Annotated in this window: 23 protein-coding genes; 16 read left to right on the top strand and 7 right to left on the bottom strand. The window is 55.5% G+C overall.

The features are described from left to right. Positions 1-158: 158 nt before the first annotated feature. The 3 genes from MKX42_RS27475 to MKX42_RS27465 all read left to right on the top strand — a co-directional run bounded on the left by MKX42_RS27475 (position 159) and on the right by MKX42_RS27465 (position 2,858). Positions 159-1,514, top strand: a complete 1,356-nt coding sequence (locus MKX42_RS27475; protein WP_036700477.1) for a glucose-6-phosphate isomerase — start codon at positions 159-161, stop codon at positions 1,512-1,514. Positions 1,515-1,640: 126 nt separating this feature from the next. Next, on the top strand, positions 1,641-2,273 hold the full coding sequence (locus tag MKX42_RS27470) for a YigZ family protein (RefSeq protein ID WP_340756149.1): 633 nt from the start codon (positions 1,641-1,643) through the stop codon (positions 2,271-2,273). A 3-nt stretch (positions 2,274-2,276) separates the two neighbouring features. After that, positions 2,277-2,858, top strand: a complete 582-nt coding sequence (locus tag MKX42_RS27465; RefSeq protein ID WP_340756147.1) for a TetR/AcrR family transcriptional regulator — start codon at positions 2,277-2,279, stop codon at positions 2,856-2,858. A gap of 144 nt (positions 2,859-3,002) precedes the next feature. On the opposite strand, the gene MKX42_RS27460 is transcribed toward MKX42_RS27465, so the two are convergent. Then, a complete protein-coding gene (locus MKX42_RS27460; RefSeq protein WP_340757854.1) occupies positions 3,003-3,404 on the bottom strand; it encodes a secondary thiamine-phosphate synthase enzyme YjbQ in 402 nt (133 codons plus the stop codon). Positions 3,405-3,598: 194 nt separating this feature from the next. Between MKX42_RS27460 and cysT the strand changes: the two genes are divergently transcribed. The 5 genes from cysT to MKX42_RS27435 all read left to right on the top strand — a co-directional run bounded on the left by cysT (position 3,599) and on the right by MKX42_RS27435 (position 8,343). Beyond that, positions 3,599-4,414, top strand: a complete 816-nt coding sequence (gene cysT, locus MKX42_RS27455) for a sulfate ABC transporter permease subunit CysT (RefSeq protein WP_036727564.1) — start codon at positions 3,599-3,601, stop codon at positions 4,412-4,414. After that, positions 4,411-5,208, top strand: a complete 798-nt coding sequence (locus tag MKX42_RS27450) for a sulfate ABC transporter permease subunit (RefSeq protein ID WP_340756145.1) — start codon at positions 4,411-4,413, stop codon at positions 5,206-5,208. The genes cysT and MKX42_RS27450 overlap by 4 nt, the downstream gene beginning before the upstream one ends. A gap of 2 nt (positions 5,209-5,210) precedes the next feature. Next, on the top strand, positions 5,211-6,275 hold the full coding sequence (locus MKX42_RS27445) for a sulfate/molybdate ABC transporter ATP-binding protein (protein ID WP_340756143.1): 1,065 nt from the start codon (positions 5,211-5,213) through the stop codon (positions 6,273-6,275). Positions 6,276-6,305: 30 nt separating this feature from the next. Then, a complete protein-coding gene (locus MKX42_RS27440; protein WP_340756142.1) occupies positions 6,306-7,379 on the top strand; it encodes a sulfate ABC transporter substrate-binding protein in 1,074 nt (357 codons plus the stop codon). Between the two features lie 181 nt (positions 7,380-7,560). Next, positions 7,561-8,343 carry an MBL fold metallo-hydrolase gene (locus MKX42_RS27435; RefSeq protein ID WP_340756139.1) on the top strand — a complete coding sequence of 261 codons (783 nt, stop codon included), beginning with the start codon at positions 7,561-7,563 and terminating at the stop codon, positions 8,341-8,343. Between the two features lie 277 nt (positions 8,344-8,620). Here the strand turns inward: MKX42_RS27435 and MKX42_RS27430 are convergent, their stop codons facing one another. Next, complete coding sequence (locus tag MKX42_RS27430; protein WP_340757853.1) at positions 8,621-9,592, bottom strand: SDR family oxidoreductase; 972 nt, start codon at positions 9,590-9,592, stop codon at positions 8,621-8,623. A gap of 216 nt (positions 9,593-9,808) precedes the next feature. After that, positions 9,809-10,747 carry an AraC family transcriptional regulator gene (locus MKX42_RS27425; RefSeq protein WP_340756138.1) on the bottom strand — a complete coding sequence of 313 codons (939 nt, stop codon included), beginning with the start codon at positions 10,745-10,747 and terminating at the stop codon, positions 9,809-9,811. A gap of 318 nt (positions 10,748-11,065) precedes the next feature. On the opposite strand from MKX42_RS27425, the gene MKX42_RS27420 reads away from it, so the two are divergent. Together MKX42_RS27420 and MKX42_RS27415 are read left to right on the top strand one after the other, a co-directional pair. Next, positions 11,066-11,647: a GNAT family N-acetyltransferase gene (locus MKX42_RS27420; RefSeq protein ID WP_340756136.1), complete on the top strand. Its 582-nt coding sequence runs from the start codon at positions 11,066-11,068 to the stop codon at positions 11,645-11,647. A 15-nt stretch (positions 11,648-11,662) separates the two neighbouring features. After that, positions 11,663-13,426: an ABC transporter ATP-binding protein gene (locus MKX42_RS27415; protein ID WP_340756134.1), complete on the top strand. Its 1,764-nt coding sequence runs from the start codon at positions 11,663-11,665 to the stop codon at positions 13,424-13,426. Between the two features lie 4 nt (positions 13,427-13,430). Here MKX42_RS27415 and MKX42_RS27410 read toward each other — a convergent pair whose 3' ends face one another. The 3 genes from MKX42_RS27410 to MKX42_RS27400 form a co-directional block, all read right to left on the bottom strand. Beyond that, positions 13,431-13,787, bottom strand: a complete 357-nt coding sequence (locus tag MKX42_RS27410) for a hypothetical protein (RefSeq protein ID WP_340756133.1) — start codon at positions 13,785-13,787, stop codon at positions 13,431-13,433. A 110-nt stretch (positions 13,788-13,897) separates the two neighbouring features. Beyond that, positions 13,898-14,710: a Cof-type HAD-IIB family hydrolase gene (locus MKX42_RS27405; RefSeq protein ID WP_340756131.1), complete on the bottom strand. Its 813-nt coding sequence runs from the start codon at positions 14,708-14,710 to the stop codon at positions 13,898-13,900. Positions 14,711-14,850: 140 nt separating this feature from the next. Continuing rightward, the gene (locus MKX42_RS27400) at positions 14,851-15,762 is read right to left on the bottom strand and encodes a DMT family transporter (RefSeq protein WP_340756129.1); all 912 of its coding nucleotides are present in this window, start codon (positions 15,760-15,762) and stop codon (positions 14,851-14,853) included. 232 nt (positions 15,763-15,994) lie between these two features. On the opposite strand from MKX42_RS27400, the gene MKX42_RS27395 reads away from it, so the two are divergent. Beyond that, complete coding sequence (locus MKX42_RS27395) at positions 15,995-16,705, top strand: metal-dependent hydrolase (RefSeq protein WP_340756127.1); 711 nt, start codon at positions 15,995-15,997, stop codon at positions 16,703-16,705. An 89-nt stretch (positions 16,706-16,794) separates the two neighbouring features. Here the strand turns inward: MKX42_RS27395 and MKX42_RS27390 are convergent, their stop codons facing one another. After that, positions 16,795-17,799 (bottom strand): lipoate--protein ligase, encoded by a 1,005-nt coding sequence (locus tag MKX42_RS27390; protein WP_340756126.1) that lies wholly within the window; start codon positions 17,797-17,799, stop codon positions 16,795-16,797. A gap of 197 nt (positions 17,800-17,996) precedes the next feature. Between MKX42_RS27390 and cobD the strand changes: the two genes are divergently transcribed. From cobD to MKX42_RS27365, 5 genes are all read left to right on the top strand, one after another. After that, positions 17,997-19,118: a threonine-phosphate decarboxylase CobD gene (gene cobD, locus MKX42_RS27385; RefSeq protein ID WP_340756124.1), complete on the top strand. Its 1,122-nt coding sequence runs from the start codon at positions 17,997-17,999 to the stop codon at positions 19,116-19,118. Between the two features lie 54 nt (positions 19,119-19,172). After that, the gene (locus MKX42_RS27380) at positions 19,173-20,024 is read left to right on the top strand and encodes an adenosylcobinamide amidohydrolase (protein ID WP_340756123.1); all 852 of its coding nucleotides are present in this window, start codon (positions 19,173-19,175) and stop codon (positions 20,022-20,024) included. A 40-nt stretch (positions 20,025-20,064) separates the two neighbouring features. Beyond that, positions 20,065-21,030, top strand: coding sequence for an adenosylcobinamide-phosphate synthase CbiB (gene cbiB / locus MKX42_RS27375; protein WP_340756122.1), 966 nt, complete (start codon positions 20,065-20,067; stop codon positions 21,028-21,030). A 6-nt stretch (positions 21,031-21,036) separates the two neighbouring features. Continuing rightward, positions 21,037-21,810, top strand: a complete 774-nt coding sequence (locus MKX42_RS27370; protein WP_340756120.1) for a histidine phosphatase family protein — start codon at positions 21,037-21,039, stop codon at positions 21,808-21,810. Between the two features lie 402 nt (positions 21,811-22,212). Further along, on the top strand, positions 22,213-23,619 hold the full coding sequence (locus MKX42_RS27365; RefSeq protein WP_340751616.1) for a transposase: 1,407 nt from the start codon (positions 22,213-22,215) through the stop codon (positions 23,617-23,619). Positions 23,620-23,857: the final 238 nt, after the last annotated feature.

Raw genomic sequence — 23,857 nt, 5'->3', positions numbered from 1 at the left:
AGTAACCGCTTTCAGTGTTTTTTTCATAAACAGGGTTCGGAAAGCCGGGGATATGCCTTAAGACCTTGCCAGTCAAGGCAAATTAAAGTATTCTAGATTATAATGTTGCAACACACGGTGTCAAATCTAAAGAGATAAACAGGAGGCTACCATTACCGATGTCCAAGAAGATTAATTTTGACTACACCAAAGCCCTTTCCTTCTTCAGCCAGACCGAGATCGACTACTTCGCCGCTCCGGTGAAGCTGGCTCACGAACAGCTGCATAACAAGAGCGGAGCCGGCTCCGATTACCTGGGCTGGATTGATCTCCCTACAGCGTATGACAAGGAAGAATTCGCCCGCATTCAGCAGGCTGCCAAGAAAATCCAGAGCGACTCCGAAGTGCTGATCGTTATTGGTATCGGCGGATCTTACCTGGGGGCACGCGCAGCTATTGAGGCGCTGTCGCATTCCTTCTACAATAACCTGTCCAAGGACAAGCGCAAGACACCAGAGGTTTATTTTGCCGGTAATAACATCAGCTCTACCTACATCACGCATCTGCTTGACCTGGTAGAAGGCAAAGACTTCTCCGTGAACGTAATCTCCAAATCCGGTACAACTACGGAGCCTGCTATTGCTTTCCGTATCTTCCGTGCAGCACTGGAGAAGAAATACGGCAAGGAAGAAGCTCGCAAACGGATCTACGCAACAACAGATAAGGAGAAGGGCGCACTCAAGAAGCTGGCTAATGAAGAAGGCTATGAGTCGTTCATCATCCCTGATGATGTAGGCGGACGTTATTCCGTACTGACACCGGTAGGTCTTCTGCCTATCGCTGTAGCGGGAATTAACATTGAAGAAATGATGCAGGGGGCCGCAGCCGCAGCCGATGAGTTCAACAATCCAGATGTGGCTACGAACCAGAGCTATCAATATGCTGCAGTACGTAATGCGCTCTACCGTAAAGGCAAAACGACAGAAATCCTCGTGAACTACGAGCCGTCCCTGCACTTTGTCTCTGAATGGTGGAAGCAGCTGTACGGCGAAAGCGAAGGCAAGGACTTCAAGGGAATCTATCCGTCCTCGGTGGACTTCTCGACGGACCTGCACTCCATGGGCCAATTCATTCAGGAGGGTAACCGCAACATCTTCGAGACGGTTATTCAAGTGGAGAAGGTACAGCACCATGTAACGATCGAGAATGATCCGGATGATCTGGACGGCCTCAATTTCCTGACCGGCCAGACGATGGACTTCGTGAACAAGAAGGCGTTCCAGGGAACTATGCTGGCGCATACCGACGGACAAGTGCCTAACCTGATCGTTACCATTCCTGACCAGACGCCATATACCTTCGGCTATCTGGTGTACTTCTTCGAGAAGGCCTGCGGGATCAGCGGATATCTGCTGGGTGTGAATCCGTTCGACCAGCCGGGTGTTGAAGCCTATAAGAAGAACATGTTCGCACTGCTGGGCAAACCAGGCTACGAGAAAGAAAAGGCAGAGCTGGAAGCCAGACTTACCGAATAGTCCCACTCTAACCGCAGATCATTCATAGTAAGGTAAGTCATCAGGGAGCAGTCCATAGGTAACCACTACCAGGGCTGCTCCTAATATATATCAAGTCATCACATGTAGAGTAAGGAATGGACAACAATGCTGGAACAATACCGGACGGTACGTACCCCCGGCTCGCTGGAGGTCGTAATCCGTAAATCACGCTTTATCGGGCATGTCATGCCGGTGGAGAACGAGGAAGAAGCTGTGCAATTTATCGATTCGATCAAGAAGCAGCACTGGAATGCTACGCATAACTGCTCTGCTTATATGATCGGGGAGAGAGATGAGATCCAGAGACAGTCGGATGACGGGGAACCGAGTGGAACGGCCGGGAAACCGATTTTGGAAGTAATCCGCAGCCAACAGGTGAAGAATGTCGCTATTGTAGTTACCCGTTATTTCGGAGGCATTATGCTGGGTGCAGGCGGGCTGATCCGGGCCTATACCGATGGCGCTGTACTGGCGCTTGCGGCCGGAGAGGTCATTACACGTGTGCTGAGACGGGAGGTATTCGTGGAAATCGAGTACACTTGGCTGGGCAAGGTGGAGAATGCACTGCGGGGCCGGAATATCCAGACCGGAGAGACTTTGTTTACGGATAAAGTTACGCTGCTGTGTCTTCCGCGCAATGATGAAGGTGACGCATTTATCGCATGGATAACCGATCTTACGGAGGGGCAATCCCTCGTTACGGAAGGGCGGCGGCTTTACTACAGCGAAGGGGAATAGATTATGGCAAGAAGAGCAGTGGAACAGGAGTTGTCGAGAGAAAGAATTCTGGAGGCGGCGAGGCATCTTTTCATCACCAAAGGGTACCGTGCCATTTCGATGCGCAGCATTGGTCAGCACCTGGGTTACAGCCACGGCTCCCTGTATTACCATTTCAAAGAGAAGGCCGAGCTTTTCTACGCTATTGTAGTTGAAGATTTCAATCATGTGGCTTCGCTGCTGAATCAAGCTATGACCACTCCGCCTGAAGAAGGAATGACCCGGGTGGAGCAGCTGATTATGGAGTTCATCCGGTTCGGGCTGGACCATCCGTATCAGTATGAGATCATGTTCATGATCCGCGATGAAGAACTGCTGGCTTATTGCCGGGCAGAACAGGGCCGATGTTTCGAGTTATTCGCAAGCATTGTCCGCCGTCATATGAAGGAAGAGGGATATGTATCGGAGGATTGGCAGAACGTGCCGCTGACCTTATTCTTATCGGCTCACGGATTCATTTCGTATTATATTCAGGATAAAGTGTTGTTCGAAGATGTGAAGCAAGCTGCCCTGACACATGTCAAGGTATTAAGCCGCAGTTTATAATAAGCTGTTTTTTTTAACAGCTCGTACTTTAGAGCGTTGCATTGGTATAACTTTGCATGGTGAAAGTGTTGCAGGAACTATAAAATGTATAGAGAGCAGCTTCGCGGTTTATGCGTGGCTGCTCTTCTACAAGGGCAGGCAGTGCTAGCCTTCCATAATTTTGAGGTGGCACTGGCGTTGCCTTGGACCATCGAACTCGCAAAAATAGATGCCCTGCCAGCGGCCCAGCAGCACAGCCCCTTCATGAATTATAAGAGTCTGCGAAGGACCGGCCGTAATGGATTTCAAGTGGGAAGCCGTATTGCCCTCCGTATGGCGGTATTTGGGATGCTCCCAAGGATAGACCTCATCCAGACGCATCAACACATCACGCTTCACATCAGGATCGGCGTTCTCATTAATCGCAATCCCTGCGGTGGTGTGCGGGCAATAGACAATCAGCAGTCCGTTAAGAACTCCGCTATTCTTCACATAAGCCTGAACCTCGCGGGTAATATCCCGCATTTCATCCCGTTTGCTGGTGGTGATCTCCATAGTATGAAGCATCATGAACAGCCCCTCTCTGGTTTGGATATAACAAGTGCTACTTATACTTTTACCCAAAAACTAACAAAGTAATTGACGGCAGCAAGCGGTATTTGGTAAAGTAGGAATAACTTTAAACCAAGTATATTAATAGGAATAATCAAACCTTAAAGTCGAGTATACCGACCGGTTATCCGGAGGTGGGAGGTTGACCATTGAATTCGCTGATCAGGCACAAGGGCTGGACCTGGGGATTTAGATCAACGGTTGTACTGTATTTCGTCATTCTGATTGTGCTGCCGATCCTTGGGGTCTATTACAATTCATTCTCATCAGGGCTCGGAAGCTTCACTGAAAGTGTGAGCGATCCGATTGCCTGGAAGTCGGTCCTGTTAACACTCAAGCTGGCGGTCATTGCGGCTCTTACGAATGTGCTGCTGGGCACGATGATCGCCTGGGTTCTTATCCGTTATAAGTTCCGGGGCAGGGCGCTGCTGAACAGCCTTGTCGATCTCCCGTTTGCCCTGCCAACTGCGGTTGGCGGACTGATGATTCTGCTGCTGCTGGGTCCGGGAAGCCTGATCGGGGGCCTTGCGGAATCCCTGGGCTTCACGATTGTTTTCCACCAGCCTGCCATTGTGATTGCCATGGTCTTCGTCACATTCCCCTTCGTCATCCGGGCGGTGCAGCCGCTGCTGGAGGAGCTGGACGCTTCGGAAGAAGAAGCGGCCTATACGATGGGAGCGAAGCCGAGCCGGGTCTTTCTTCAGGTCATTCTTCCGTCTATGGCACCTGGTATGATCGGCGGCGGGATGCTGGCCTTCTCGCGGGCGCTCGCTGAATTCGGTGCGGTTGTCCTCGTGGCAGGCAATATTCCGGGGCGCACGCTGGTGTCTTCTGTTTATATTTTCGGAGAGGTCGAAAGTGATAATCCGGCGGGAGCCGCCGCGGTGTCGATCATTCTGTTGACCTTATCCTTCCTGATTCTCTGGCTGATCAGCCTCATGCAGATGCGGGGGAGAAGATCATGAGAAGAATGTGGATTGGACTGACCTATCTCGTGTTCTTCATTCTGATCGCAGCTCCGCTTGGCAGGATGACAATAGGGGCCTTCAGCGAAGGCTGGAGCGGCTTCTGGAACGCCCTGACCCGGCCCGAGGCGCTGCATGCGCTGCTGATGACGGGATACGTTGTGTTGGTAGTGACGCTGCTGAATACGCTTTTTGGCATCATGACGGCGCTGTATCTGGTGCGGGCGAGCTGGCTGGGCCGTCGTCTCAAAAGCCTGCTGAACAGCATCGTGGATCTGCCTTATGCGGTATCGCCGGTTATCGGCGGGCTGATGATCGTTCTGCTGCTCGGGCCGGACAGTGCGCTGGGTGCGTTGTTTGAGCAAATCGGAGTGAAGATTGTGTACGCTTTTCCGGGAATGGTGATTGCTACCCTGTTCGTTACGTTCCCGCTGATGGTGCGCGAGGTGATGCCGGTGCTGCAAGAGATCGGGTCCCAGCAGGAAGAGGCCGCGTCTACACTCGGCGCCTATGGCTGGACGACCTTCTGGAAGGTGACCTGGCCGTCGATCCGCTGGGCGGTCATCTATGGAGTGATTCTGACGGTGGCCCGCTCGCTGGGCGAGTTCGGTGCGGTGCTCGTCGTCTCAGGTAATATTATGAACCGGACCCAGACGGCCACCACACTGGTCTATCAGGATGTCGAGAATTTCAATGTTACGGCTGCGGGCGGGATAGCACTGGTGCTGGCCGCATTCTCCGCAGGACTGCTGCTGCTTATGGAATGGAGCAAGAGAAGAAAGGGAGGGCACTAATTATGCATGTAGAGGTCCGGGGACTCGATAAGCATTTTGGCGATTTTCATGCGGTGAAGGATGTTCATTTCGGCATTACCAAAGGCCATCTGATCGGGCTGCTCGGCCCCAGCGGCGGCGGCAAAACCTCAATTCTGCGGATGCTGGCGGGCCTTGAGACGCCGGACAGCGGCGAGATTATTTTCCACGGCCGGGCGGTGAACCATCTTCCGCCGCAGGAGCGTGAGATCGGCTTTGTCTTCCAGAATTATGCGCTGTTCAAGCATATGACGGTGTTCGAGAATATCGCCTTCGGCCTGAAAGTCAAGAAAGCCAGTAAGTCTGTCATCCGTGAGCGTGTCACCGAGCTGGTGGAGCTGACCGGACTGAAGGGCTTCGAGAACCGGTATCCGCATCAGCTGTCCGGGGGGCAGCGCCAGCGGGTGGCTTTTGCCCGGGCACTGGCCCCTGAGCCGCAGCTGCTGCTGCTGGATGAGCCGTTCGCCGCGATTGATGCGAAGATCCGCCAGGAGCTGCGTTCGTGGCTGCGGGAGCTGATTGAACGTGTCGGGATCACCTCGATCTTCGTCACCCACGACCAGGATGAGGCGATTGAAGTAGCGGATGAGATTATGATCATTAACCAGGGGCGGCTGGAACAGAAGGGTACGCCTTGGGATATCTATAAAGAGCCGAAGACACCGTTCGTGGCCACCTTCATCGGGGAATCGACGCTGATCGGGAGTGCTTCTGAGCTGAAGGGCTTCGAGGGGGCAGGCGGCGGCAAGCCGACCAAGGCGCTGATCCGTCCTGAGTACATTGAGGTAGGCCACCTGCATGAATTCAAAATGGCTTCGGCCACGGAGCAGGGTACGGTCAAGCATCTGCATTTCCGCGGAAGTGAATGGCTCGTGGAGGTTGAGGTAAAGGGACATAAGCTGGTCACCTACCGCTCTCTGGAGAAAGAAACGCTCACTCCGGGCCAGGAGATATCCGTGCTGGTACACCGCGCTTACCTGTTCAATGAGGAACGGAGCTGGATTCAGGAGAATGGGCTGAAGAAAGATCCGATGCCTGTATTTATCTAAAAAATAAATGATGTGGGATGTGTCGCCGGTATGAGGCTTATCAGAAGGAGCAGACAACTGCACGGATGGCTGACGGTCTTACTGCTGGCGGTGTTCACCCTGACCGCATCCGGCTGCAGGAATGAGCAGCCGGATGCAGGAGAGGCAGGTGCACCGCCGCAGGGAGATCTAACGCTTGTGGTGGGGGCCTACAGTGTGGTGAAGGATGCCATGGGCGAGATTCTTCCCAGGTTCGCTGAGAAATGGAAGGCGGATACCGGTCAAACTATCGTATTTCAGCAGTCCTATGAGGCTTCCGGAACCCAGGCGCGGGCGATTGCCGGCGGCTTCGAGGCGGATGTCACGCTGCTTGCCATGGAAGGCGATGTCGGGAAGCTGGTCAAGGCCGGTCTGGTGGAGAAAGACTGGAAGCAGCGCGGCGGTGAGGCTGGCATGGTGACACGGTCGGTTGTGGCCCTGGGAACACGGGAGGGCAATCCGAAGGGGATTCATGATTTTGCCGATCTGGCGAAGCCGGGGGTGAAGGTGCTCTACCCTAATCCGAAGACCTCCGGCGGTGCCCAGTGGGACATTAACGCGATCTACGGAGCCGGCCTGAAGCGTTCGGAGGAGCAGGAGGGGGCGAAGGACCCTGCGGCTGCCAAGGCCTTCCTGGAGAGCATACACAGGAACGTCGAATCTCTGGATAAAAGCGGGCGGGCCTCCATGGCTGCCTTCGAGTATGGGGTGGGCGATGTGATCGTCACTTATGAGAATGAGCTGCTGGCGCGGATTGCCGAGGGTGTGAAGTATGAGGTGGTCATCCCGAAGAATACGATCCAGATCGAGAATCCTGCGGCAGTGGTAGATAAATACGCGGATAAGCATGGTACGCGTGCGGCCGCAGATGCGCTCGTAGATTATCTGACGACACCGCAGGCGCAGGAGATATTCGCCAAATTCGGCTTCCGTCCCGTGAACCAGCAGGTCTATGCGGCACATGAGGGCCAGTATCCGGTTCCTGCCGGGCTGTTCGACATCAGCTATCTTGGCGGCTGGGAGGAAGTCCGCACCACGTTATACTCCAAGCGGGGGATATGGTATCAGGTGCTGGCCGGGATCTAGGCTGTTAAAGGCAGGTTCTGAGTGTTAGGTGCGTATGAGGAGGAGAGCTGTTCTCTGGCCGGCTTTGAGGCTGAAGGACGGCTCTTTGCCGTTCTTGCAGACTGGTGTGCAAAGGACCGGCTGCTGTTCTATAATGAACTGACAGATATTCGAGAACAAAGACGATGAGGTGGGCAGGCATATGGATACATTAGTGTTCCTTGGAACAGCGGATGCCATGGGCGTACCCCGGGTCTACTGTGATTGTGAGACCTGCACGGAAGCAAGAACCACCGGGCGTAATAACCGCCTGCGTTCTTCTGTGCTTATAGATAACGGCAGCGGCTTCCTGGCGATTGATTGCGGACCGGACTGGCGGCGGCAGATGGAGCTGCTGGGGTACCGCAGCATGCAGCGCCTGCTGGTGACGCATGCGCATTTCGACCATATCGGCGGGCTGCCGGAATGGGCGGACAGCTGCCGCTGGATGGGCTTCCGGGGCGAGCTGTATGCTCCGGCAGAGGTCATCCCTGTCATTCAGCGGCAATACCCGTGGCTCACCGGGCATATCGATATGATTCCCTGTGATGACGGCATCACATTGGACGGCTGGCAGATTTCGGCGTGGCGGGTCAACCATGGCAAGAATGGTTATTCCTACGCCTACAGGCTGGAGAAGGAGGAGTATGTCTGGGTGTACTGCCCGGACTCGATCTCCCTGAACGCGGAGGAAACCCGGCGCATGCACGGAGCGGACCTGCTGGTGCTGGGAACCAGCTTTTATTACGAGGCAGCTGAATTGTCTACCCGCTCTGTGTATGATATGACCGAAGCCGCCGATCTGCTGGAGACGGTCCAGCCGCGCCGTGCGGTCTACACACATATGTCCCATGACATCAATCTGGAGAAGGATTATATTCTGCCGGAGAAGGTGACGCTTGCTGTGACGGGGATGAGGGTTCCTTTGTGCCGGGAGCGGACTTAAGTATCGAGTTGAAGCAACAGGTTCTCGGATAACACAAAAAGGAGCTTTCCAGAAAGTTAGTTTATACTGACTGTTTGGAAGGCTCCTTCTTGTTGTTTAGGAAACTATGATTTTCTTTTGTTGGGATGGCCCCAAGCCCCACACAGCCAGTAAAAGTTATAGAGAATCCTGCATGAATTGCAACAATCTCTATACAAGCTGCCGGTGAGAGAAGGCATCAGCTTCCTTCACCCGCTAGGGTGATTTTGTTTTTTGTACGGTCACTCATCGGATTCGATTAATGCAGCGAGTGGCCTGTAAAATAATCACCCTGTGCAATTTCGGCCAGCAGACCGCGCTCTTGCGGGTTCCAGCCGTAACGCTGGCGGGTCAACGCTGAAGACACAGGATTATCCGTTGCCGCAAAAGGACCCAGCCAGCCGAAATAGGAGCCAGCTTCTTCCTCCTTAATCTGCTTGGACGGTACGTTCGCCTGCCGGGCGATCGCCTCTGCAATCTGCCTGAAGGGCACGCCTTCCTCCCCTACCGCGTGCAGCCGCGAGCCGGCGGGAGCCTGCTCGGCCGCCAGCTTGAACAGGCGCGCCGCATCCAGCCGGTGTACAGCGGGCCAAAGGTTGTCCCCTTGCCCGATATAAGCCGCCACGCCTTTGGATCTTGCGCTGCGGATCAGGCTGGGCAGCAGGCCGCCCCGGTCGCCCGTGCCGTAGACAATCGGCGGCAGGCGCACCAGTGATGCCCGGACGCCTGACCCGGCCAGCGCGAGCAGCGTATTCTCCGAAGCGACGCGTCCTCCGCCGATGGACGAGGCATCTCCCCGGTCATCCTCGGCCGCCAGCCTGCCGGGAGTGAGCGTCATGGTCGGCATCGCGATGACAAGCGCGCCGGACCGCCCGGACAGCACGGCTCCAAAGGCTTCGATGGCGCGCTGCTCCGTTTCGACTGCTGCCGTGATGAAGCGGGCCGGCGTACGGGCCGGACTTCCGCCCAGCATAATCTTCAGTTTCATCTTCAGGCTGGCATGGGAGAACTTATGATAAAAGGCCGTATGGATGACCGCGTCCGCTTCGGCCGCTTCCCGGCGCAGCAGGTCTGTGTTCTCGACAGAGCCGCGGACTGCTCTCGTTCCTGAGGCCTCCAGCCTCCCGGCCGCTTCCTTGGAGCGTACCAGCCCGGCCACTTCATGTCCGCCCTCCAGCAGCTCCCGGACCACTGCTGATCCGATAAAGCCGGTTGCTCCCGTTACAAAAATACGAATCCCGGTATCCTCCTTATAGAATCAAGCCTCTAAACCCCTGTACAAAGCAGCTTGTTCCAACGATGATTTCCGCTTCGCCGCTTGGCTTATCCGGATAAGATCAGTATAGACTGCCCGATACCCTTTCATTTGACTGTTCCGCTTGATTTCTTGCCCGATTCAACGGAAAAGCCCCCCGTTGACAAGATCGGGGGGCTTGCTGGATATCATTCAGGAGATGAGGCCCTGCTTCCACTTGGCGATATCCCGGCTTGGAGGATTGCCAAAAAAGCGGCTGTAATCCCGGCTGAACTGGGAATCGCTGATATATCCGACCAGTTGGCACGCCGTGGTGATATCCCGTCCGCCGGACAGCATCAGCCGCCGCGCTTCCTGCAGCCGTAGCGCTTTCTGGTACTGGAGCGGGCTCATGGAGGTTACCGACTTGAAATATTCGCGGAAGGAGGACTCGCTGAGATGGACCATGTCTGCCAGCTCGGCGATTTTCAGCGATTCGGCGAAGTGGCTCCGCAGCCAGTCGATCGCTTTGGCGACGCGCTGGACATCCGAGCCGGCCAGTACAGTCTCGGCGACATAGACGCCGATGGGACTGCGCAGCAGCCGGATGAAAATCTCATCCGCCGCAAGCGAGGCCAGCAGGCCGTTGTCGCCGGATTCGTCCAGGCACGCGACCAGCCGCGCCACCGCGCCGATCAAGGCCGGTTCACCTTCCAGCACATAGCTTGCACTGCGCTTACCGATCTTCGGCAGGCCGTTCGGGAAGACCTGAGGGATAAGCGCAGCGATTCTGTGCGGATCGAGATAGACGCCCACGCCGAGGAACGGTTCCGAAGCGCTTGCCTGAATCGTCTGCATGCGGATGGGCACCGCTACGGGAGCAACCAGAATGCGCGATCCGCTGTATTCGGAAGTGGCATCGCCGATCTTGATCATTTTGGTGCCCTGGGCGGCAATTCCCACCGTCGGCCACTGCATCGTGTGGAGGTAATCGGAGGGTTCCGTTTGCGAGTAACGGTTGAAATACAGTCCTTGGATCGGTGTTTCAGCTGTTCCATCGCGGGTAACATGAGCCCCGATCAAGCTGGCTAACCGGGAGGTTTCCAGCCGTGTCTGCTCTTCTGCAGATCTTCCAAAATGTGTTTTATCCATAACACTGCATACATCCTCTGTGGGTTCAATTTGGTGCAAGTATACAACAACCTGTCCTAACCTTCTACTACATTGAAAAAAGTGCATTTTTCAGTCCCAAGACCGACCCGGGAATCCGCCCCCCGCCGCTGGGTCCCTTGCCAGAGGTCTAGTAAACTATAGGCATTGGAGCCGCAGAGAGTGAGTCCGTGGCGGTGATGCCTTCCAGTTTTATGTATATGATGCGTATTTTTCTTTATTTTCAAAAAGGGAAGGAGGTACTATACTATAACGATGTTCCATAATCCAATTAATCGATCATCGTGGAGGTTTATGAATATGAGTAATGATTTTATCCCGATTATGCTGGATATTCCAGAGAGCTTTGAGACAGAGCGGCTGCTTGTCCGTGCTTTGCGGCCTGGAGACGGTAAGGAAATGAATGAAGCTATCCGGGAGAGTCTGGATGAACTGAAGCCGTGGATGCCCTTTGCCCAGAGTATGCCGGCTGTGGAGGAAACTGAGCAATACGTCCGTGAATCGCAGGTAGCCTATCTGAAGCGTACCACCCTGAACATGGAGATTTTCCGCAAGGAGGACGGCAGATTCGTGGGCAACATAGGTCTGCATCATGTGGATTGGGATTGCCGCCGATTCGAAATCGGCTATTGGATTAGAAGCTCTTGCTCAGGCAATGGATATATGACGGAAGCGGTGAACGGGATTACGAATTTTGCAATCCAAGTGCTTGAAGCTAACCGGATTGAAATCCGGTGCAGCGCGCTTAACGAGAGAAGTGCCGCTGTCGCGGAGCGTGCGGGATTCAAACTGGATGGTGTCCTCCGCCAAAGCACCCGTGAAACGGACGGGAAACTTCATGACAGCAAGGTATATGCCAAGGTGCGGGGTGCTGAATTCTAAAGAGGAGCTGAGGTTGTGAAGAAGAAAGGTGCTTTTGCCAGATTAAGTACATACATGCTAAGGCATAAGCTGATTTATGCCGTGTTGCTGTTGGTGACGTTATTCAGTATTGTGCTCGATCTTACGATGGCGTGGTTCCTGGCCCGGATTACGGATGCGGCAGTCCGTCTGGATGTGGAGGCGTTCAAGGGACTGACCTGGTTCGGGATTCTTTTCTTACTGGTCACGGGATTGAATACCTTCGTCAGTGCGTATCTCAAGACCAATATATCAGCCAAAGTCAGAAATGAGCTGCGCCAGGATATGATGGGACATACGCTGGCCTTGCCGCAGTCCTATTTCGACCGCAATCATTCCGGTGATTTGTTGTCCCGGTTCACGAATGACAATCAGTCGGTGGGGGAAGCCTGCGGGCAGGTGATGCTGGATCTGCTGCGCAACCCGCTGCTGGCGGTAGCCTCCTTCGGCTATCTGCTCTATATTAACTGGCTGCTGGCGCTGATCTGCCTGTCCATCGGGCCGCTGCTGTTCCTGACCGGTAAAATCTTCGGCAATGCGATGAGGATCAACAGTGTGCGGGTGCAGGAAAGTATGAGCCGGACTACGGCTTTTCTGAACGATATTCTGGGCAGCAGTATGGTGTTCAAGGCATTCTCCATGGAGCGCAGGCTGCAGAAGCAATATGTAGGCTACAGTGAGGATATTGCCTCAGGGGAGAAAAAGAAAGCGAGAATCGAAGGGGCAACCGGAGCGATCTCCTCCTTGCTGGGGAATCTGACCTTCCTGCTGGCTCTGGTGATTGCCGGGTGGTTCGTAGCGAATGGAAGACTTGAGGTCGGGGCAATGATTGCCTTCATTCAGTTGATGAACTATCTGGTGGGGCCCTTCTCGTCCCTGCCGGGCCTGGTCGCTTCCATGCAGCAGTCGCTGGGTGCGGCGGAGCGGATCTTCGAGGTGATGGATGCGCCTGCTGAGGTTGAGGTGCTGCCTGAGGTCCGGGCGGATCTGCCGGGATTCGGGGAGCTTCGGCTCGCAGAGGTGTCATTCAGCTATCCGGGCAGTGAGAAGCAGAGCCTTAACAAGGTCAGTCTGGAGCTGGCACGCGGCCAGCAAATGGCCGTAGTAGGTCCGAGCGGCGGCGGTAAATCCACTCTGTTCAAGCTGCTGCTTGGTTTCTATCAGACGGATGCGGGTGAGGTTGCGATCAACGGCCGTCCGATCAGCGGAATACCGCTTGCAGAGCTGCGTAGCTACTTCGCCTATGTGCCTCAGGAGTCGGGACTGTATTCGGGGAGCATCCGGGACAATATCGAGAGCGGCAAGCCCGGTGCGTCAGACGAGGAGATTATCGAGGCGCTCCGGCAGGCAAACGCATATGAGTTCGTGACGGAGCTGCCGGAAGGCATACACACGGATATTGGCGAGCATGGCTCCCGGTTGTCCGGCGGTCAGAGACAGCGGCTGTCCATTGCCAGAGCGATGCTCAAAAATGCGCCGATTCTGCTGCTGGATGAAGCTACGGCTGCCCTCGACAATGAGTCGGAGCGAATGGTCCAGCAGGCCATCCGTAAGCTGATGAAGGATAAGACAACGCTTGTGATCGCCCACCGGCTCTCAACAATCCAGAATGCCGATGTCATCCTGGTGATGGAGAACGGGGAGATCGTGGAGCGGGGCGGACATGAGGAGCTGCTTGCGGCAGAGGGGCGGTATTCGGATCTGTATCATTCACAGCTTGAGCAAGAGGCGTCGGAGGAATTGTTAGCCCCTATCGCCTAGGTTTTTAGAGAGTGTCCATTGCCTGGATCACCTGTCCCAGCGCCTTCAATCTTCTTTCTAGGAGCGTCCGCTGCGGGCTCCCGGCCTTAGACTTAGCATAACTGGATTCTACGGATGGGGTTAACCCGAGAAGAACATGGCGGGCTTCTGCCAGCTCGGCAGGGGGATAAGAGAGCGGCTTCTGACTCCAGACGTTCTCCAACACAGCTAACCCGATCTGCATGGCGTTCAGGCGTTTCTGGACCAGAGTAGTATTAGTGCCGCTGTTCGTCATCTGGGTTAAGGCGCTCTCAAGCTTACGGATTGTCGATTGCATCGAGGCTATGGATTGCAGTTGTTCCTCATTTGATATCTCTTCCATGAAGGATCTTCCTTTCTACTTAGTATAAAAGGGTGGCACCCCGCAGTTCGTACCATGAACTGCGGGGTGCCGCTCTTTTTGGCGTTGTACTCTGCTGTTATTACAGCAGCTTATGCTTCTTGGCCTGCGTTAAGAATGAACTTATCAATGGCGTATTTCACGCCGTCCTCATTGTTGCTAAGTGTAACGAAATCAGCGATTTCCTTCAGCGCAGGAATGGCATTTGCCATTGCTACACCGAGACCCGCAGCTTCAAGCATCTCATGATCATTCCAGGAATCGCCGACAGCCATTGTCTCGGACAGCTCGCAGCCAAAGTGTGCGGCCAGGAATTCCAGGGCCAGACCCTTGGTGCCTTCATGATGCATGATCTCCAGGAAATGCGGCTTGGACTTCGTGATATGAACCGAATCGCCGAGCAGGCAGCGCAGGATCGGAGACAGCTCATCGAGGAAGTCGGGATCGTCGATAATGAGCATTTTTGGAGTTTTTTGCGGAACCAGCTTGGCTTCCCAGTCCGGCTCGATATAGTACTGCGTTCCGTTCAGAGTCGAATAGTCAATCAGCTTCTGGTTCTCTTCGCGGGCATACAGCTTGTCGTCAATATAAGTCTGCAGGTGCAGGTCATGCTCTACACAATACTGGAAAAGCTTGCGCACCGCGTCCTGCGGCACATAACGCTCATACAGGACCTCTTCATCGAGCAGGTTCTTTACCAGCGCCCCCTGATAAGTGATGATTGGAACATTCAGTCCGGTCTGGCGGGCAATCGCCTGGGCGGAAGCATAAGCGCGTCCGGTAGCGAGGGTGACTACAACGCCTGCGGCTACAGCCTGCTCCAGCGCGGTCTGAGTGGCCGGGGTCACTTCCTTGTCGTCGTTAATCAGGGTATCGTCAATATCAATGGCAATCAATTTGTACATTTGGGTTCTCTCCTAAGCGTGGTTTATAGTCCGGCTATCCGCTGAAGCTTCTATAGGAAGGGTAACGGAAGAACGGCTCTCTGTCTGTAGTAATGGAACTTATTAACGTTAATCTGGTAAAAGGGTCCGCAGATTCCGGCTCAGCCCTCCGCCTGCGTTCCTGACGGCGCGGGGCTGAGCTCCGCCAGCAGCATGGCGGCCAGAATGCAGCCGCAGCCGAGCAGCGCAGATATGCCCAGCGTCTCTCCGCCGAAGAGCAGGCCGGTGACGGCCGCGAACACCGGCTCCATGGCATAGATGATCGCCACCCGGGACGGGGTGGTGTATTTCTGGCAGGCCGTCTGAATCCAGAAGGCGAAGGCACTGGTTGGTCCGATGGAGATCAGCATCGCAGAGAGCACCTCCGGCTGGCGGAGCAGCTCTCCGCTGTGCAGCAGCGGGCCGCTTCCATCCACGAGCAGGGAGGTAACAATGCTGAGCAGGCCTACGAAGCCGAGCTGAAGCGCCGCCAGCGGCAGTGCCGGATAACGCGGTGCGTATCTGCCGGTATACGCGATCTGCAGCGCAAAAGCCACGGCGCAGAGCAGAATCAGGCCATCGCCCTTATTCAGGGAGAAGGCAGAGCCGGTAAAGGTCAGCAGATACAAGCCCCCTGCTGCAAGCCCGGCGCTGAGCCAGGTATATCTGGAGATGGCCGTCTTCAGCAGCGCCAGAGACAGGAACGGCACCAGTACCACCGACAGACCGGTAATAAATCCCGTGTTAGAAGTGGTGGTGTACAGCAGCCCCACGGTCTGGAAGCCATAGCCGAGGAACAGGAAGAGGCCCAGAAGCAGGGCATGCATCACCATGCGCAAGCTCAGCTTACGCCATTCCTGGCGGTAGAAGACAGCGGTAATCAAGGCCAGCAGCACGGCGGCACCTGTAAACCGGATGCTGTTAAAAGCAAGCGGCGGCAGCACCCGCACGGCGGACTGCACGATCAGAAACGTGCATCCCCACATCATCGCCACCAGGAGGAGACTTAGATCGGCGATTCGGGAGCGATTCACAGGGTGTCATCCTTTCAGGGCCAGTTGAGTTGTCCAAATTGTATCCTAAAACAGAGGGCAGGACAAGCCGAAACTGTACGGCTTCCTTGGCCCCGCGGGCCTGAGGAGCCTGGAAACTACATATAAGCTGGACAAAAAAGGAAAGCCTTGGTATACTTCGGTAACCGCACACCTGTTCTTATTTCGGGACATCCAGAAGCATTTATACTTTCATCTAAGGAGCGGATTCACCATGATGGGCAAATCCCATTTAGTTATCAGCACCGGGGTTACCCTGTCCGCCATGAGCTTGCTAGGGCATGCCATTACCCTTCCGGCTGTTGCCGTCGCCGTGGTCAGCTCACTGCTGCCCGATATCGACGAGCCAAATTCCATGCTGGTACGCAAGGCCGTGCCGGAGTTTTTGCTGCGTATTCTGCAGGTGTCGCTGATCGGAGCGGGCATTTATCTTTATTTTGCCGGGATAGCGGAGCCGCCCTGGAATATCGCACTGGCGTTGCTGGTTGGCAGCGTATCCTTCCTGCCCAGCCGCAGGTTGCGGCATCTGGTGATGCTGCTGATTGCGCTGGCCTTGTTTGCTTTTGCCGATGCTTATGATCCATGGAACTATATCGCCGCCTGTGTGCTGGTCGTAGCTTCCGTAGTTCCACACCGGGGAATCACGCATACGCTGTATGCCGTGGCCGGATGGGGCGCGTTGCTGTATTTCGTCTCCCTTGACATGAATGACGGCAGCAGTCTGTGGATTGCCGGGAGCCTGTCCTACGGACTGCATCTCCTCGCCGACTCCCTGACCCAGCGCGGGATTACCCCGCTGCCTCCGATTCCCTTCAAGCTGCGGCTGAAGCTGATGAGCACCGGCACGAAGAAGGGCAACACGGTGGAAAAAGTATGCATGATGCTTACGCTGGCGCTCGTTGTGTATGTGTTCGTGCTTGTATAGCAGCGATCCGGCAAGCATATGAAGGCAAAGAACCCCACTAGCTCTGCGCAGGACGCGGCAGGTTAGCGGGGTTCTTTTAAATGCAGCTGCTATTCCTCGAGAAACACAAGTCCGATGAAGTCCTCCGGCTCAATGCGGCCGAAGTAATGCTTCAGATCGAGATCAGCCAGCGCCTGGCGGACCGCTGCCTCCTCATAACGCTTGCCGCGCAGCGCGTTCTCCACATCTGCCACATCGCCGACGCCGAAGAAGTCGCCGTAGATTTTGATCTCCCGAATGACCGAATCCTCAATATCCATGCGGATATCCACGAGTCCGGCCGGGAATTTGCGGGTGTGTTTCACGTTGCTCTTAGGCGAGAGACCGTAGTTCCAGTCCCAGTTCTGGTAATGCTCCTTGGAGATTTCATTGATCCGCACCCAGTCGTCCGTTGTCAGCTTGTACTGCGGCACATCAGTGGGCTCCATGCCGAAGATCGAGCGCAGCAGCCCCTCGCGGAATTGTTCAATCGTCATATCAGGATTGCCTAGCAGGTTCTTGATATTGGCGACCCGGCTGCGGACGGACTTGGTGCTCTTCGACTTGAATTTCTCGGGGTTCACGTTCAGGGAAGCCTGGACATCATCCAGATTCAGATCGAACATTAGGGTGCCGTGGCTGAACATGCGTCCACGCGAGGAGAATTGGGCGTTGCCGGAGATTTTCTGCTCCCCGACCTGGAGGTCGTTGCGTCCGCTCAGCTCGGCGTTCACACCCATGGATTGCAGGTAGTCGATGACCGGCTGGGTGAATTTCAGGAAGTTATGGAAGGACTGGCCGTCATCCTTGGTAATGAAGCTGAAGTTGAGGTTGCCGAGATCATGATACACCGCGCCGCCGCCGGACAACCGCCGCACGACCTGGATGTTATGCTCCTTCACATACTCCTGGTTGATCTCCTCGATCGTATTCTGATGCTTGCCGATAATAATCGACGGGCTGTTGATATAGAAGAGCAGGTAGCTCTCGTCCATCGGCAGGTTTTTGAGCGCAAACTCCTCAATGGCCAGATTGATCGATGCGTCTGTAATTCCGGTATTATCGATAAAAAGCATTCGTGATTCCTCCGTTAACCATAGTAAACTGCTGTACTTATTCTAAACTAAAAGAGAGATTTCATCAAAAGGGAACGGGAATGGCGGGTGGAGGCAGGGAAGTGGGTGATATAGCATTGACGGATTTCCGGCAATTGGCCAATAATTGGGAGAATGGTGTTGGAGCTGTTGGTTAATGGACAGGGAGGAGATATAGGATGGGAAATAAGGACACGGAGGATATCCATTTGCTTGAAAAATATGGGCACGGTGGTGATCTGCTGACCGCAGCTGAATTATACGGGGATAGCAACGGCGGGTTTCTGGATTTCAGCGCGAATATTAACCCGCTGGGGCCGCCGCCGGGTGTGATGGCGCTGCTGCAGGATGCTGTAGCTTCCATTACAGCGTACCCCGATCCGGGCCACCGGAGGCTGAAGGCGCTGCTGGCGGAGGAGCTGGGTCTCGGCACGGAGTGGATTACCGTGGCGAACGGGGCGGCAGAGTCGATGGCGCTGCTGCTGCTGGCGGTGGCTCCGCGCCGTGTGGGCATCGTGGAGCCGTGCTTTTCCGAGTACCGCCAGCTCGCCGAGCAGTTCGGCGCGGAGGTCTTGTCCGTTCAGGGGAGCAGCGGGATGGATTACCGGGCTGCCGTGGACGGCATATCCGGCCTGCTGGAGCAGGTCGATCTGCTGTTCCTCGGCCAGCCGAATAATCCGAACGGCGTCCAGTATCCGCTGGACGGGCTGCGGCAGCTCGCGCAGCAGGCGGAGGCCTGCGGGACGGTGCTGGCAGTGGATGAAGCGTTCATCGACTTCATCCCGGAGGCGGACCGGCAATCTCTGCTGCCGGAGCTGGGGGCTTATCGTCATACGGTGCTGGTGCGCTCGATGACGAAGTTTTTTGCCATTCCGGGGCTGCGGCTGGGCTTCACTGCCGCACATCCGGCGCTTGCTGCGGCCATGAGCGGCAAGCAGGTGACCTGGAGCGTGAACGGCCTGGCGCTGCTGGCCGGGGAAGCCTGCCTGCGCTGCGGCGACGGCTACGGGCAGGAGACGCGCGCGCTGATCGCAGCCGAGCGGCAGCGGCTGCGGGAGGGCTTGCTTGAGCTCGGCTGCGGCGTGCCGCCGGGCGAAGCGAACTTCCTGCTGCTGCGGCTGCCCGCCCCGTGGAGCGCGCAGGAGATGCAGCAGCGGCTGGGCGCGGGAGGCATCCTCGTCCGCAGCTGCGCGATGTATCCCGGCCTTGAAGCCGGGCATATCCGCATCGCGGTCAAAGGCCGCGCGGACAATGACCGTCTGCTTCAGCAGATGGGGGAGTTGATCCGGGCGGGGATGTGAGACATCCGCATTCAGGAGATTTTGAGAGTCATTAATGAAAGGAGTCGATGATACGTGGATGAGAACGAGGTTAGTTTGCCCTTTAATCTTGAATTTGGAGTGAAGACGTACCGCAGCAAGGTGTGGCCCGGGCTGGCGCTGGAATGGCGGGAGGGCCATCTGCTGCTGGAATTTCCGGCTGAAGCGGATAGTATATCGAGTGCGGTGTATGGCGGAGGCGCGGGGCGTCTGAAGCGTGCGGTGAATCAATACGTCAGCAGGGACTACGAATGCAGCAATCCGGTGCAGGATCTGGAAAACAAGCTTCAGGAGTGGGGCTACCCGCTGGAAGGCTGCGCCGGACTGATGACGGCAGTTCCGCTGGAGCACGCCGCTGTTGCCGAGGAGGATACCGGATCAGCAGGCATATTCTGCTGCGTAACAGCGGCTGCGGGCAACGCGGCCCGGGCCGGGTCGGAGCGCAGTGTGCTGGCGGCCTACCGTCCGGGTACGATCAACATCATGATTGGGATAGACGGATGGTTGTCCCAATCGGCTATGGTCAACGCTGTGATGACGGCTACGGAAGCAAAGGCTGCGGCACTGGCAGACCTAGGAATCAAGGATTCCGAGAATGGGCTCAGCGCAACCGGAACCACTACGGATGCCATTGTGATTGCGGTGAGCGGAAGCCGCCGCTATGCTGCGGAGCATGTGTATGCCGGGACGGCGACTGACCTCGGCGGAGCCATCGGCAGACTGGTGTACAGCACGGTGACGGAGAGTCTGCGCTCGGTTATGGCAGCGAAATCTGTGAGCAGAGCACACGCGGAGGAATCGCAGGATACACAAGGGGGAGACGCGGAAGCGTCACAGGTATCACGATCTGCACTGCCCCGTGTCTCTCAGAGCGGCGGCCGGGAATGACGAACACGGACTGCTATACAGAGCGGCGGGGTGAGCCAAGGTGAAGCTTGCTATCATCCTGCTCTCTGCTTATATTGTGGACCGGGTAGTCGGCGATCCGCGCAAGCTTCCCCATCCCGTTATTTATATGGGGAAGGCGATTAGTGCCATTGAGCGGGGAATTCGCCGCTTCGCCGCAACGCCCAGTGCTCTGAAGCGGGCGGGGATTCTTCTTCCTCTGCTGGTAGCAGGCGGGGCATGGGCGCTGACAGCGCTGGTTGTCATGCTGCTCTATAGGCTATCGCCCTGGCTGGCCGGAGCAGCCGAAGTATGGCTGATCTCCACCACCATTGCCTCCAAAGGACTGAAGGATGCGGGCATGGCAGTTTACGCCGAGCTGCGCTCGGGGGATTTGCCCGCCGCCCGCCGGGCGCTCGGAATGATCGTTGGCCGCGATACAGGCCATCTGGATAGCCCGGAGATTGTGCGCGGTACAGTGGAGACGGTTGCGGAGAATATCGTCGATGCGATCCTCTCGCCGCTGTTCTTCGCCCTGCTGGGCGGAGCTCCATTGGCCATGGCTTACCGTGCGGTGAACACGCTGGATTCCATGGTCGGCTACAAGAACGATAAATACCGCGATCTCGGTTGGGCATCGGCCCGCTTGGATGATATCGCCAACTACATACCGGCGCGGATGACCGCGCTGCTCTTAACCTTATGTGCTGCGCATCTGCGGTTGGACTGGCGCAGATGCTGGCACACGGTTTGCCGGGATGCCCGCCTGCATCCCAGCCCAAACAGCGGCTACCCGGAATCGGCAGTTGCCGGGGCTCTCGGCATCCGGCTCGGCGGTGAGAATGTATACCATGGCGTAACATCCTTTCGGGCTTACATGGGTGAGCCGCTGCGGACGATGGAGCCCGAGGATATTATTGTGACCTCGCGGATGATGATGTGGTCATCCGCAATATTTGTCTGCATCTGTGCAGCCGTTGCCTTGCTGTGGCATGGGATCGGGGGCTAAAGCGGAATGAGGAAAGTTCGAGCAGGGGGTGCGGGATATTCTTCTCCGGCAGTCCAGAAAGCTCAGGAAGCTCAGAAAGGTCAGAAAGCTAAGAACATCCAGGAAACTTGGGGAGATCAGGTAGCTCCAAAGGTGCAGGGCACGCAGTCATCACTCATCCAATCTGCGCAGCCGGAGCTGGAAGTGGTTTTAGTCCGACATGGCTATACCCAGTGGAATAAGGAACACCGTTATCTGGGCAGCACCGATTTGCCGCTTGTGCCGGGTGAGGCAGAGCGGCTTGAGAAGCTACAGACACAGCCGTTGCTTGGCGGGGGGTTCCGCAGTGTCTATTGCAGTGATCTGCGCAGATGCCGGGAGACTTTGGCGGCCTTGGTTCCGCACCTGATTCCGCAGGCAGTCTATGATTCCCGGCTACGGGAGATGAACTTCGGGGCGTGGGAAGGCTGTATGTATGATCATCTTAAGGATGATCCGCTGTACCGGAGCTGGATTGACAACCCCGGATCGGCAACGCCCCCGCAAGGGGAGGCGTGGACGCAATTCGCCGCCCGGGTTGATCATTTCTGGACACAGCTTCAGCGGGAAGCAGAGGCTCCCGCAGTACCCCGTATATTACTGGTAACCCATGGCGGAGTAATCCGGCAACTGCTGGCGCAGATCATCGAAGGCGTGACGTTCTATACCGCAGCAGCACCCGCTCCAGGTGAGGTTACGGTCCTGCGCCTGCGGAGGGATGGAGGATGCTGGCACATGGCAGAGGGGAATGCTAACGGGTGAATGTGGCGCAACCGCTAACGCTGATGATTCCGCTAACGAATAGGCTGTCACTGACGCAAATGCTGGTGATTCTGCGCAACCGCTAAAGGTGATGATTCCGTCAACGGATACGCTGTCGCTAACGCAAATGCTGATTAGTACACGCAACGGCTAACGGGTGATTGCACTATGTACATCAGATTGGTCTAAAAAACGTGCCAAAATTCATTCTGCTGTATTTCCGAGACAATTTCATAATTCAAAACCCTTGCTATACCTGGCTTTTTTGAGCACAGAAAAAGGAGTACCTCCCCACATTCTCGAAGTGATAGGCGACGAAACCAACACCCGAGAAGAAAAGAGGTAATCCCTATCTATTCTATTCGACAAGAAGAACTGTTTTCCTTTGAGGAATTGCTCCAGATGGGTCCAGAAGATAAATACAGCCAAATCTTTGAACACTTACATTTAGCTCCAGTTCTGTCCGCACTGGGGAAAAAGAACCATCGCGGACGGCCTGAGCAATTAAACGTACCTGCCATGATCTACTCGCTGCTGATTGCCAAAATGGAGAACATTGAGTTTATTTCTGCCTTGGTCCGGCGACTGAATCATAGCCACGAATTTCGAGTCCAGTGCCGGTTTACGGGCTCGGACAACATTCCAAGCCAGGCTTCCTATTCCCGTTTGATTCATGCGCTGGAGCAAACGGGAATGCTGGAACAACTTCAGGATCGCCTAGTCACATCTGCCCTAGAAGAAGGTTTTGTGAGCGGCACCCATCTTGCTGTGGATTCCTCCATGGTCGAGGCGTGGGATTGCCAATTTAGCGAATCGGCTTCCAAGCGTCGTGCGGCTCGTCGGGAGCAAAAGAAAGGCGAAGCTCCGGTGGCCGAGCAACTTCAGCTCGAACCTCCCGAGCCTGAGCCGAAGGCGGTGAACGAGCCGCTGAAGAAACCCAAGTACAGCAAGCCAGGTCGTCCATCCCAGGCCGAAAAGGAACGTCGGCGCGAGGAAATGGAAGCCTATGAACAAAGTCTCGGACCGTTCCAGAAAACCATTGAAGCGATGTTGCCTTACACGTACAATGAACTGCTGACCGCGTTGCCCCGGCATGCTGCGCGTTGTGACAAGAAAAATACGAAGGGGCGAATGACCAGCTATTACGGGTTCAAGGCGAATCTGCTGGTCGACACGGACAGCCAGTATATCCTCAGTGGCCTCTTTAGTTCGGCCAATCCGAATGACCAGCGGATGGCGGTCGTCCTTCTCAAAGGCCTGCTCCTGAAGTTTCCGGGGCTAAAGGTCAAGCATATCTTGGGCGACAAAGGCTACGACTGCGCGGCGATCTACCAGTTGATTCATTCGCTCGGCGCCTATCCTGCGATTTCCCTGATTCACCACAAAGACCCGCCTGCAGGAATGAATCTGGAGTACACGCCGGTGTGCGCTCAAGGACATGCGTACCGTTACGACAGTTTTGATGCCAAGTATGAGACCCTGAAGTACACCCGGCCTAGCGAATGCAAAGGCTGTGCGCTCTCCGGTACCGATTGCCAAAAAGTGTTTAAAATTCGCATACAAACGGATTTGCGTTTACACACCTATCCCGCAAGAGGTAGCGAAAGTTTTACCACGCTGTACAACAAGCGTACGGCGGTGGAGCGTGTGTTTGCCTATCTCAAAGAGTATTTCGGCATGAAACGAACGCGTCACCGCGGTGTCCGGGCAAGTGTTGATTTCCAGCTCAGTACATTAGCGTACAATTTGAGTAAATTTGCGTTAGACAAGTTGAACCAGCAGGTGAAAAACTCCCAGCAAGTCGCCTGATTTTTTAAAAACATGACCTTAGACTTTGGCCCAGTCTTGCTTTTCAGTAAACTGAATTATGAAATTGTCTCTTTCCTGCAACAGATAATCAGCAACTGGCCCCATAACGGGCGAAATCCAAAATTCTAATGTACATAATGCAGCAGAACACGAAAAAGGGCCAATATACGCTAATCTGACTGTACAAAATACAATAGAACACCCTGTGAGCGCCCGAATGGTGTCTAGAGCCAACTCG

Source organism: Paenibacillus sp. FSL R7-0204, assembly GCF_038002225.1.
GTDB lineage: Bacteria > Bacillota > Bacilli > Paenibacillales > Paenibacillaceae > Paenibacillus_AQ.
This window is presented reverse-complemented; position numbering and strand designations above follow the sequence as displayed.